The following is a 12,229-nucleotide window of genomic DNA, read 5'->3' as shown; positions in this document are numbered from 1 at the left end:
AAAGGGAACCACCCTTTGGCTTTTTACATTTTTTTATGCTGCTTAGAAAGCTTTTTCCACTTATCACGCTCTGCTCTTGCAAGAACAGCATCTTGTTTTCTCATAAAATACGCCAGTTCTTTTTGTAGTTTTTTATAGCTTTGCAAACGATTTATCGTAATAATTCCGTTATCAATTGCATGATGTACTGCGCATCCTGGCTCATTTTCATGCTTACAGTCCCTAAAACGGCACGTTTTTGCTAATTCTTCAATATCAGAAAATGTTGTTTGAATTGCATCGCTACCTTCCCAAAGCTGCAGTTCCCTCATACCCGGCGTATCAATAACTAAACTACCACTCGGTAATCGGAACAATTCACGATGAGTTGTCGTATGCCTTCCTTTACTATCTTCCTCACGAATATCTCCCGTTTTTGCTACTTCAATTCCTATAAGTGCATTTAGCAAAGTCGATTTTCCAACCCCGGATGATCCGACTAGAGCAATTGTTTTCCCAGAAGAAACAAATTGCTGCAACGATTCAATACCAGTATGTTCTAAACTATCAACGATGAAGATTGGAACACCCATTGCCACGGCTTCCGTTTCTACAATTTTCTGTTCCACATCTTCACATAAACTACTCTTTGTTAAAACAATAACAGGCATTGCACCACTTTCATACGCTAATAGTAAATAACGTTCCATTCTTCTTACGTTAAAATCATGATTAAGTGCATTCACTAAAAATAGATAATCTACATTTGCTGCTATTACTTGTTCTTCCGTTCGAGTACCAGCCTCTTGTCTAGAAAAAGAACTTCTTCTCGGAAAAATACGATGAATAATTGCTTTCTTTTCATTCTCTATTTTCTTTATATACACCCAATCGCCAACCGCTGGATAATCTCCCTTCGTTACTGCTTCATGTCGAAACTTTCCAGACAGCTCTGCCATATATTCACCATCATTACAAATAATTCGATATATATGCTTATGCTCAAGTAAAATACGTCCTACTTCAAAGTTCTCTACAGCTTGTTCCTCAAAAAAAGAATCCCAGCCGAACGATTCTAAAATATTTTGATTCAAATTGATATCCTCCCTAGTTTAAGCTAAGCGGAAGGATCGTGCGCTAACTTATACAGTCTCGCCCTTTCCATCCACCTTTGTATTTGGTTTATTATTCATATAAGTTATTTTCGCCATAATACATCACCCCGTTCTCATTTTAATTACTCTCATTATATGGAATATTTATTCAAAAAGCTACTTTATTTAACGTAATTTTCAAATAATTTATTTTTCATCATTCTAATTTGCCCACGGTGATTAATCTCATCTTCTAGCACATGAAACCACAGATAGTGCTGGTTATACGCTACATCGTTAGGCCACTTTCTTTCTGACATAAGCCACTCATCATCTTGTTCAATCAAATACTTCAGAGATTCTTCTCGAACACTTTGCAGAAGTTGTACATAATACTGTATTTCATGACCATGGATTGTTCTCCCTGCTTCCCCTAAATACAGTGCGTCTTCCCATATTTCTAATTCTTTTTTTGTAAAGTCGCGCTCTTGAAATGAAATAAGTTGATGAGCTTTTTCTATAGCTGCTATATGTTTTAATAACGCACCGATGGAATTTCCTCCACTCGGCATAATTAAATCTAATTGCTCAACTGATAGATCTTTTATTTCCTGTAATGTTACAGCCCTCGTATGCTCCAGCATGCTTACTAATTCCCCTATATTTTTTGTATAACCATCTACACTTCTTATTCGATAATCTATATTCATCTCACGCGCCCCTTTCTACATTCATATTAAGGAATAACCTCTTCATATAATAGACTGAAATATATCAGATTTTTCTGTTATAATTAAATTGAATATAAAAAAAAACCAAACAAACTTTCTCAATATGCTTATATGAAATATTAAAAGGAATCAATATAAAATAATCGAATCTTATTCACTAAAAGGAGTGGATTCGATGGAAATGTATCAATGGCTAACTGCTGTTCTCGTTGGTGGCATTACTGGTTTCGTTTCCCATCTTATCAATAACCAAGGCAAGTTATTGCTTCCACGCCGTTTGAAAACTTTTTTTCACTTTGGGTTTTTGACTGATATTTTCACTGGTAGTCTAGCTGCACTGCTTGGACTCGTTCTATTCGATGTTACCTTAATAAAAGAAATTATAAAAGTATCCATTGTGACTGCTATTTCTGGTCAGACTTTCTTACTACACCAAGCGCTTGGTGGTGAGCAAGCTAAAAATACACAAATTAGGAAAGCTGATGAGAAGATTCAAGAAATTGACAAATTATTACGACGTTAGTGTATACTTTCTTTAAAAATTATTGCTATAATAAACAATAAATATTTTCTATTGCGTCGTTTGTCAGAAGAAAGGGTGTTTCGTATGACAAAAAAGAAAATAGAAGATTTCTTAACAAACACTGAAAAAGAGGAACTGCTAGAAAACTATAAATGTTTACGAGAAGCCCGCACAAAAAGCGAAGCTAATTATTTTGGTGAAGCAGTAGACCATCTATTAAATAAAGCAAAACAACGAATTATTAAAGATGCAGGCATACATGATGAAAATGCAGCAACAGTTCAATCAAAGAGAAAAGCACTGTTTTAGTTCATTAGCTAAAACAGTGCTTTTTATTACGGTATTTTTCACATTACTTTCACATCTATTTCACAAATATAAGTAGTCCGATATGCTAAACTAAGTATATCCTTTTCCAAGGAACTATATGCCGATATATAAATCCCTATCTTTATAGGGATTTTTTATTTTTGAATTCCTCATAACTTTGTTACAATACATTTCTCCTACTATTTCTATAATTTTAGTAACTACTTGTAATTAAAAGCACATTCATGTATTCACACTCTTATTAATTCTGATTTGCGAAATATTTATACAGGCTTTATGATGCAATTCCTGTTTCACTATTTTCAGTAAGTTTTTCACTTTTTCTAAACAAAAATAAAGCTCCTATATATAGTAACGCAGTAAAACTACCTATAAGTATAAAATTGTGAGATGCTGCAAATAACATTCCTGCTATTGCCGCTCCAATCATTTGACCAATATACATAGAAGCATTTGCAAGCGCGGCTCCTGTTCCTCTTGCTACACTAGACAGGTTTTGTAAGTGTCTCATCATTAATACAAACAAAATTCCTGCCACAAAAAATAAAACAAAGAATAATAGCTCCACAAATACAATGTTCTTTACATGAGGAAGTACTACATATAGCACTGCTGTAAATATAATTCCACCATAGAAAGAAAGGTTATAACCAATTTTATTTACGATTCTTGGGCCAAAAATATTCCCTGTTAAATTTCCTAACCCTAATACAAGCATAGCTGTTCCTATTTCATGAACTTGTAAACCAAATTGAATGGAAAGCCATACACCAAAAAATGAAAACGCAGCAAAATTACCAGTTTGAAAAACAAAATATGCAAAATAAGAAAGTGAAACCTTTGAATCAGTAAGTAATTGTTTATAACGCTTTAATATGCTTGTTTTACTTCCACCTATATGAACCGGTTGTATTTCTGGTAATACTACATAGATAAGAATGACAAGTAGTGCTGATAATAGACCAATAATGAAAAATGGTGTTGTATAGTGTATCATTGCCAAATACGCCCCAACTGGCAGCCCTAAAATTTGGGAGATTGATAACCCTGCTGTTGCAATTCCAATTGCCTTTACAATTTGCTCTTTCTCTATAAGAAGCGGAATAGATGCCCACACTTGTGGAGATACAAAGGCTGCACTTACACCTGCTAAAAATCTAAATGCTAGCATCCATAGAAAACTCGGTGCAATTCCACATAAAAACGTACTTAAAGCAAAAAAACTCATTCCTATTACCATCACTTTTTTTCTGTTTAAGCCATCTGATATAGGACCAGCGATAAGCGCAAATCCAGCGTATCCTAAAGCATATGAACTCACCATCCATCCTGATAGCTCGGTTGAGACATGATACACCTGTTGTAATGTCGGTAAAAGTGGTGAAATTAAGAAAGTATCTGTACCTATCATAAACATGATCGTAAAGAATACAGCTAGTACTCTTTTCATTTAAATCTTCTCCTTTTATATAAAAAGAGGGAAGTTCCCCTCTTCCCAACTAATCTTCTAAAATAGATTCAATCTCTTTCATCACCTTTTCATTCAATGAAACTTCCACTGCTCTGACACTTTCTCTTATTTGCTCCGCTCGTTTCCCACCAGGAATAACAGTATCAATTCCTTTTTGGTTTAATAGCCACGCTAAAGCTAAATGCGATACTTCAAGATTCACTTCTTTAGCTAAGCCTTTTAACTTTTCAACTTTTTTAAAGTTACTCTTATATGTATTTTCTTCAAATAGATTTACACTTTGACGCCAATCTCCTTCGTTCAATTTAAAATCTTCTGTATATTTTCCGCCTAGTATCCCAAAGGCAAGAGGTCCGTATGGAATAAATGAAATACCTGATTCTATACAATACGGCAAAAGTTCTTCCCCAGCAGCACGATCCAACATATTATACGGTGATTGTACAACATCTATTTGTCCGTGCTGATTCGCTTCTTTTAATTGCTCTACGTTTACGTTGGATATTCCAATTGAACGAATTTTTCCTTCTTCTTTTAGACGAGTAAGCTCTCCAATTGAATCTATGTAACTTGTTTCTGGATTTGTAAAATGTAAATAATATAAATCAATATAATCAGTTTGTAATCTTCTTAAGCTATTTTCCACAGCATTTCTTAAATAGCTTCGTTCATTATTAATATAAACCTCTCCATTTAATAACGGCTGTATTCCACCTTTTGTAGCAATTACAACTTCATGGCGTTTTCCTTTCAATACTTCTCCTACCAATTCCTCTGATCTACCGAAACCGTATGAATCCGCTGTATCAAAAAATGTAATCCCTTGCTGGATAGCTTCTTCTATTAATCGTTTTCCTTCTTCCTCATTCACATCAGCATATAAATTATGCCCCCCTACAGCGTTTGTTCCTAACCCCAACCTTGAAATATGTAGTCCTGTCTTTTGTAATTTTGTATACTTCATTTTTTCTCCCCCTATATTTCTATTGTTCGAATATATTCGAACAATAGAAATATACCACTTTATATGTTATAGTGCAAACTATATGAACTTATACAAGTAGGTGAAAAAAATGCGTACTCTCTATCATCCAAACCGAGAAGAAATTCAATTCTCTTCTGTCTTATACGCACTTAGCGATCAAATTCGTTTACAAATTGTAACTATGCTACTAGAGAAAAATGAACAATCTTGTGGCGCGTTAAACATTCCAATTGCGAAATCAACTTTATCTCACCATTTCAAGGTTTTACGTGAATCCGGTGTTATGTATACACGCCTTGAAGGAACACAGCGCTTCATTTCAATTCGTGAAGATGACTTACATGCTAGGTTTCCCGGTTTATTAGACGTCGTATTACATGCGACAGAACCATACTAAAAAACATCTCATATGAATATGGGATGTTTTTTTATTTTTTCTATTCTTTTTATAAAGTGAAACTTTACTCAGTGTGGATTTTGTTCTTCACCCACTAGAAATATAAACGCTTCATTCTTTTTTACTTTATTTTTGTACTGGATCCTTTGGACACTTTAATTATTTGATTACATTTTATACACATCATTAATATAGGGCCACCTATCTGTTTCAATTCCTGTAGTTGCTTATGCTCACATTTCCCCATATTATTACCTCCCTTATCATATAATTAGGTCATTTGGTAATTATTATAACTACTAAGTCCATTCTTAATTTAAGGTCTGAATAAAACGTTTAAACGCCGATATTCCTTCGTCATCTCGTTTAAAAACACCAGCATCTTCAAGCGCCTGTATAAATTTCCTTCCCACTTCTTCTCTTATAATCTCCTGTACATTTTGTTCATGTATCCGATTGTCATATTTGATTTTTAATTGTTCTGCCCATCGTATATGAGGCGTTGGAATATCACTTGGAATGTTAAGTAAGAATTTTTCCACTTCCTGAAGTTCTGTTTTTAAACGCGCAGGTAGTACAGCTAACCCCATTACTTCAATCAGACCGATATTTTCTTTTTTAATATGTTGTATTTCCGCATGAGGGTGAAAAATACCTAGCGGATGTTCTTCACTTGTACGATTGTTTCGCAAAACAAGGTCCAATTCGTACATACCATTCCGATAACGGGCAATCGGCGTAATCGTATGATGTGGAACATCATTCGTAAATGCAAATATATTAACGGATGGATCACTATATCCCTTCCACCTCTCTAATATGTAATCCCCTGCATTTACTATTTGTTCTATGTCGTTACTTCTTAAGCGAATAACTGACATAGGCCATTTAATAATAGAACATTGCATTTCTGGAAAGTTAGTGAGTTCAAAAATGAAGTCATTTGATGAATTTGCCATAGCAAATTCATAACTACCACCTTGATAGTGGTCATGTGTTAGAATAGATCCTCCTACAATTGGCAAATCTGCATTCGAACCAAGGAAATAATGCGGGAATTTTTCTACAAATTTTAACAAACGTAAAAAGGTTTGACGGTCAATTTTCATATCACGGTGTTCTGAAGACAATACAATGCAGTGTTCATTGAAGTAAATATACGGTGAATACTGTAGAAACCAGCTTTCATCTGTAAGATTCATACGAATGATACGATGATTCGAGCGTGCTGGATGTCCAATTCTGCCTCTATATCCTTCATTCTCAATACAGAGTAAACATTTTGGATAATTTGTACTTTCCAATACTCTCTCTCTAGCAATTTGTTTCGGGTCTTTTTCCGGTTTTGATAAATTAATTGTAATATCAATGGGTCCATATTCCGTATGTACTTTATAATTTATATTTTTGGCAATTTGCTTCATCTGAATATAGTTGCTGTTTTTACTTAATTCATAGAAGTAATTTGTTGCAGCCTTCGGATTTTGTTCGTATTTTTCATAAAATAGAGAATTGATAATGGACGGTTTGGACATAAAAACATCCATAATTGAACTTACTAAAATCTCTTTCTCGTCCATTACTTCCTCAATGACTTTATGCATACAAGCATATTCAATTAACTCTTCCAATAACTCCGAAATTGCTTTCTTTGCGGGCGCGGGCGCTGACGCTTCCACTACAAAGTCATCTAAACGAAGTAAAGAAAGAATTTTATTCCTTGTATATATTTCATCTTCTTGTTCAATTAATTGAACTTCAATAGCACGATTAATTAACTGCTGGATAGCTTGATATATCATCAGTATATACCTCCTCTAACCTTATAGCGGTTTATGTTGTTACGATGCCAGTTTTATATACCTTTTATCATTTTATGAACAGACGTATGGGATAACCACTATTCTAATATACATTTTACTTTCTCCGAAGGAGCTATTAGCATACTTGAATCGCCCGTTTAGTAAGCTATTTTGTTACATTATACGTACGTAAAAACACTTCTACAATCAACATCTTGTCGTATTTTTTAGACATCTTGCTTTTCACTTTTAACATCTCACTAAAAACATAAAAAGGAACATTTTTGAAGAACGATTTAATGAACACAATGAGGCCTATCTCCCCTGAGATAGGCCTCTAATTTACGATATTACACTAGGCATAAAACTCCCTTTATCTTAACTCGAGATTTTTATCTCTGTGCCTCTCTCCCCTGTAGTCACCTTTTTTCAATACGTAAATTATCTAAAATAAACGTACCTGCTCCTGTATCACCGTTTAAATTCGTTCCATCACTGAAAATTCCAACATAAGTTTGACCGTTCTCAGAACCTGTCACAGTAAACTCTGCTGTTTTTGTGTCAGTAGATGCAGTAAGAGTGTTATTCACACTCAATCCCTTTGCACTCGCAATGTCTCGAACATCAATTTCTTGATCCCCTGAAATAAAGCGGAATGCATTTGCTGTTGTTTGGTAGTCAAATGATACTTTATAAGTTACGCCTGGTTCGAAACGATAATTTTGAGGAATCGTACGGTACAGCAAACCTTTATTTCCAGTGTTCACTTTAACGGACCAATTCCCACCTAATACATCATCGACTAGTTTTTTACCTGCCCATCCTTTTTGCGTATATGGAGCATGCAGTTCAGACAGATGAATTCTGTTGTCTTCTACTCCTTCTGTGTTACCGATAACGAATGGGTAAATACCTTGTACTACCGATTCAAAATCTTGTTTAAATTCCGTTGGTGAGACATAATTTTTTAAGGATTTTTGAACAATCCGAATATCATCAAATTTTGTGTTTCCTTTTCCAGCATCACGGCTGAGAGTTAATTTAGCTTTATTCGTTTCAGCTGTAAAGCTCACTTGCATGATTTGCATTTTGCTATTGTATCCATCATTTGAAGCATGTGAATCTGCCTTAACATAGTTCTTTTGCAGGCTGCGAAGTGTGTAATTGTTAACGTCTTCTTTCCCACCTGTTACTGTAATTCCGGCCTTTACATCACTATTGTTTTCAACATATACCTCTGCTACATAATCTTTACCTGGTTCCAAACCAGTAAGGACACGGGAAACAGTTGTATCTTTTGACGGACTATCAATATTTAAGTAGTAATCTCCACTACTTACATTGCGGTTGCTTCCAGTTTGATTCGTTCTAACGGCGCTTATAGCTTTGTTATCCCCCTCAATAGTTGTATATGCACTTACTTTTCCTGTATTGAATCCCGCGTCATATATATGAGCACCCTTGCTCCAATCATAGTCAATGATTTCCAAACCTTTATCTCTTTTTGGTACAACAACATAAGGAGTTGCCGCACTAGCTGTCAAAGTTACCTTATTATTTACGACCTTAACTTCTTTCATATCTGCTCTACCACGATCTGTCAGTTTGTATACATATACACTAGATGCACCTTTATATTCATCTGGAAGTGTCCAAGTAGTTGTACCACCTTCCAAATTCCAGTGATATAGTTTTTCAGAATTAAAAGTTGGATTTTTAAAATCTTGTTTCACCCAAGGAATTAAATAAGTGTGTCCATCAAGTACAACGTTTCCATTCAGTGTAATAACACGTTCCCTAGAATTGTCTTTTCTAGTTACATTGACAACATCTTCATTACTTGGGTCTTTCAATTTTATTTCCTTTTCTAAGTTTGTCTTGCTTTTATCCCCTTCTACAGCTGTCCAATTCGTTACATAATATTTTTGTAAGAACTTAGTAGGTAAATTCGTATCAAATGTCATGCGAATAAAATTATCAAAATTCTTATCAGATTGCCATCCTTCGAAACCAGCTAATTCAAATCCACCAAGTAACGGATAATCAGCAGTTCCTCCTACTTCAGGCCAATTCAACACCCAAGAATCTCTTTGGTGATTGCTAATAAAGCGTAGTACTTCTGAGTTGATACCTTTACTTTCCGGTCCACCATAGTTTTTATCGGTAGCCCAGTGTTGCCACGTTGAATTATTGGCCATAGAACCACCAAATTCCGTTGTTAGTCTCCAGCCCCTATCTTTAAATTGATCTGCTATTCTATTTGATTCCCATTGATTTTGATACCATACATCTAAATAAATAAAGTCAAGGTTTGGAACAGCAGTTTTCAATTCATCTAGTCTTTTCGCACGTGCTCCAGTATACAAGTCTTTTAATTTATTAATTGTATAAGATTGATCTAGCCATCCCCATCCTAAAGAATTTGGACGATCAATAAAATCATTGTTGAAAGCTTTCGCTTCAGGATAAACTTCTTGTGCATTGATATGGACACCAAATTGAGTATTATACTTACGCCCCTCTTTAATAAGAGTATCCAAATCTTTAACGCCACCCATACGCTCACCTACATTACCGTAATCCGGATGACCACTGTCATGCCCTTCGTTTGCATATCCTTTTAATAAAACAGCCTGCCCCAATTCATCTGTAGCAAGAGCAACCTTTTTAATATTATCTGCTGTTTTTAAGAATGGTTGTTGTGCTTGTGATCCGAAATTCATTGCAATTCGCATTCCAACATTATTGTTTACATCTTGATATCCTTTAATGTCTTGCATAATATCACGATATGCAATCGCCGCATCCTGCCAATCTGTCTTATTATCAGTATTCAAATCTTTAGCGATAGCTATTTTAATAGTTGGTTTATTTTTTTGTGGTTCTGGCATAAAATCTCTTTGGTAATAGAGTGCACTAGAACCTATCCCCATTGCTTTAGCACCATTTTTATTTACATATCGATTTGCAACTAAGTTTTTATAGCCATCCACTTCTGAACTAGACCATACACCCGCACTCAATTCGTCAGTTGACAAAAATGCAGTATAATTTTTAGTAGATGTGCCTATTTCCCCCATAGAAGAATCTACGCTTACATCCACATCTCCTGATTTCCTAACATCAGTACTAATATTCGTTAATTTAGCTTTTGCACCTTTTTGCTCCGAATTTACTGAGATTACGTTCATATCAGCAAACTCAACTGTTTCAATTTTTGCACTACCATTATTTTTAATCTCATCGAAGCTATAAATAACTTTATTATCATTTACTTTCAAAGATACTTTAAATACAGCATCAAGATTTTTCATTTCATCCACAACTTTTAATGTATATAGCGCTTCACTATCGCTTAACTTTTCAAAGCTTACTTTAGGATAGTATAGTGCACCATTTACTTTCAATCCGTAAACAGGTGATTCTTGTCCATTCATTACTTTATCGCCAACTTTGTATTTCACAACTCGCGGGAATACTTGGTCAATAGTAACATCCATATACTTTGACTTTAATGTATCTTCTACTGGTGGAGTATCTGGAGGCTTTGGCGCACTATATTCCTTGATTTTGATATTAGAAATCGTAATTTCGGCAGCACCTCGGCTTTTTTCAAACCCAAGTCCCCCCGCTTGATCTACACCACCTGTTAAAGTCCAAGAATCTACCTTTTTACCATCAATGTATAACGTTGCAACATCGTCCATGAATACTAAACGTAAATGGTATGTTTGTTTTGCTTGTAACGGCACATTTGAAGTCATCGACGTCCAATTGTTGATAGGACCAAATGTTTCACCAAAATACTGATCGTTCGTATCCCCTGTTCCCACATATGTGTATGCAGATGCATTTTGAACACGATAGATTAATCCAAAGCGATTCATCTTATCAGTATTAGTAGTTACATCAGCTTCAAAAACACCATTTTTAATCGCTTTCATTTGGTTATAGACAATTCGATTCTTTTGGGTAGATGTAACACCGAAAGTTGCTGAACCATCTGCATTATAAGTAACTTTTTCGTCGCCTGAGATAATTTTAAAGTCGCCTTCTTCTAATTTATTATCCGTAATGTCGACAAGTTTTTCATCTCCTGGATCCGTGCCTCCATCACCAGATGCAGCTCCTAATTCGATGAGAACTTGACTTTTTTTATCTCCAAAAGCACCGAGTTTAACTGCTTCCTTACCTGTAAGGAGGTTATTTACATCATTAGGTAAAGTAACCGGTCCAAATAAATCTTTTCCATCTAATGTAATGTTCATAGTGGTTGCATTATAATCGATTTTTATGGAGTGTGAGGTCCCAACCTCTGGAAGTGCAACATTCGGTCTCGTTTTTAACCAATCACCTTTTCCTTGATATTTGTATTCATAGAACCATCCAAGTGAGTCGTAGCCTACAAAAACGAAGTTATTATTGTCAATATAATGAGGATAGAAACCAAATCTAGTATCTTCTCCACTGGTTTCTGGAGTAAAGGTATACGCCATCGTTCCCGATTCTTTAGCGATTTTATTTTGTTCTTGAAAAATTGCAGCTTTAGCCCCGTTATCGTTTCCAGCACCTGCTCCAAGCCTTACATAGGACTTCCCATTTTGTTCTATTATTGCATTGATTTCGTTTCCTCCTGATGAAATTGTGACCCACGGATTAGATACATTTGCCCCTACATGTAATGGTACAATCATACTAACTAAAAATGTCGGCACAATTAGCACAAGTGCAAGAAGGGTATTAAAAGCTCTCTTGAAATGCTTACTCTCCAATTCTTCTCCCCCTTTAAAATTTAAATTCTAGTTAAAAACAATACCTGCACATTCCTTTTTAAAACATACTAAAACCTGAAAGGTACCGCTTTCACTTATGTTTAGAATAGTTTTTTTCATGTGCCCACTCAATAAAGATATTGTT

At 35.0% G+C, this 12,229-nt stretch carries 9 protein-coding genes and 1 pseudogene; 3 read left to right on the top strand and 7 right to left on the bottom strand.

Annotated elements, in window-relative coordinates; genetic code table 11:
* Positions 1-23 precede the first annotated feature (23 nt).
* Both rsgA and MR113_RS18815 read right to left on the bottom strand, forming a co-directional pair.
* Positions 24-1,073, bottom strand: coding sequence for a ribosome small subunit-dependent GTPase A (gene rsgA, locus MR113_RS18820; protein ID WP_242256132.1), 1,050 nt, complete (start codon positions 1,071-1,073; stop codon positions 24-26).
* A 182-nt stretch (positions 1,074-1,255) separates the two neighbouring features.
* A complete protein-coding gene (locus MR113_RS18815) occupies positions 1,256-1,783 on the bottom strand; it encodes a DinB family protein (protein WP_242256130.1) in 528 nt (175 codons plus the stop codon).
* Between the two features lie 196 nt (positions 1,784-1,979).
* On the opposite strand from MR113_RS18815, the gene MR113_RS18810 reads away from it, so the two are divergent.
* Both MR113_RS18810 and MR113_RS18805 read left to right on the top strand, forming a co-directional pair.
* A complete protein-coding gene (locus tag MR113_RS18810; protein ID WP_242256128.1) occupies positions 1,980-2,327 on the top strand; it encodes a DUF4257 domain-containing protein in 348 nt (115 codons plus the stop codon).
* An 84-nt stretch (positions 2,328-2,411) separates the two neighbouring features.
* Entirely contained in the window at positions 2,412-2,636 is a 225-nt protein-coding gene (locus tag MR113_RS18805; RefSeq protein WP_000162604.1) for a hypothetical protein, read from the top strand.
* A 38-nt stretch (positions 2,637-2,674) separates the two neighbouring features.
* Here MR113_RS18805 and MR113_RS28505 read toward each other — a convergent pair.
* From MR113_RS28505 to MR113_RS18795, 3 genes and pseudogenes are all read right to left on the bottom strand, one after another.
* Positions 2,675-2,883, bottom strand: a pseudogene (locus MR113_RS28505) (hypothetical protein).
* 48 nt (positions 2,884-2,931) lie between these two features.
* Positions 2,932-4,107 (bottom strand): MFS transporter, encoded by a 1,176-nt coding sequence (locus MR113_RS18800; RefSeq protein WP_242256126.1) that lies wholly within the window; start codon positions 4,105-4,107, stop codon positions 2,932-2,934.
* 49 nt (positions 4,108-4,156) lie between these two features.
* Complete coding sequence (locus MR113_RS18795) at positions 4,157-5,092, bottom strand: aldo/keto reductase (RefSeq protein WP_242256124.1); 936 nt, start codon at positions 5,090-5,092, stop codon at positions 4,157-4,159.
* Positions 5,093-5,201: 109 nt separating this feature from the next.
* Here MR113_RS18795 and MR113_RS18790 point away from each other — a divergent pair, with 109 nt between their 5' ends.
* Positions 5,202-5,510 carry an ArsR/SmtB family transcription factor gene (locus tag MR113_RS18790; RefSeq protein ID WP_061676468.1) on the top strand — a complete coding sequence of 103 codons (309 nt, stop codon included), beginning with the start codon at positions 5,202-5,204 and terminating at the stop codon, positions 5,508-5,510.
* A gap of 311 nt (positions 5,511-5,821) precedes the next feature.
* Here MR113_RS18790 and galT read toward each other — a convergent pair whose 3' ends face one another.
* A complete protein-coding gene (gene galT / locus MR113_RS18785) occupies positions 5,822-7,312 on the bottom strand; it encodes a UDP-glucose--hexose-1-phosphate uridylyltransferase (RefSeq protein ID WP_242256122.1) in 1,491 nt (496 codons plus the stop codon).
* A 419-nt stretch (positions 7,313-7,731) separates the two neighbouring features.
* Positions 7,732-12,084: an endo-alpha-N-acetylgalactosaminidase family protein gene (locus MR113_RS18780; RefSeq protein WP_242256120.1), complete on the bottom strand. Its 4,353-nt coding sequence runs from the start codon at positions 12,082-12,084 to the stop codon at positions 7,732-7,734.
* Positions 12,085-12,229 lie beyond the last annotated feature (145 nt).

The sequence above is a fragment of the Bacillus cereus group sp. BfR-BA-01379 genome (genome assembly GCF_022663605.1).
In the GTDB taxonomy this organism is placed as follows: Bacteria; Bacillota; Bacilli; order Bacillales; family Bacillaceae_G; genus Bacillus_A; species Bacillus_A mobilis.
Note: the sequence above shows the minus strand (reverse complement) of the source record. Positions and strands in the feature narration are given on the sequence as shown.

Bases quoted from the DNA above. Each gene is read 5' to 3' on its own strand.
- MR113_RS18795 (WP_242256124.1), bottom strand. From the start codon at position 5,092: ATGAAGTATACAAAATTACAAAAGACAGGACTACATATTTCAAGGTTG.
- galT (WP_242256122.1), bottom strand. From the start codon at position 7,312: ATGATATATCAAGCTATCCAGCAGTTAATTAATCGTGCTATTGAAGTT.
- MR113_RS18810 (WP_242256128.1), top strand. From the start codon at position 1,980: ATGGAAATGTATCAATGGCTAACTGCTGTTCTCGTTGGTGGCATTACT.
- MR113_RS18815 (WP_242256130.1), bottom strand. From the start codon at position 1,783: ATGAATATAGATTATCGAATAAGAAGTGTAGATGGTTATACAAAAAAT.
- MR113_RS18790 (WP_061676468.1), top strand. From the start codon at position 5,202: ATGCGTACTCTCTATCATCCAAACCGAGAAGAAATTCAATTCTCTTCT.
- MR113_RS18800 (WP_242256126.1), bottom strand. From the start codon at position 4,107: ATGAAAAGAGTACTAGCTGTATTCTTTACGATCATGTTTATGATAGGT.
- MR113_RS18805 (WP_000162604.1), top strand. From the start codon at position 2,412: ATGACAAAAAAGAAAATAGAAGATTTCTTAACAAACACTGAAAAAGAG.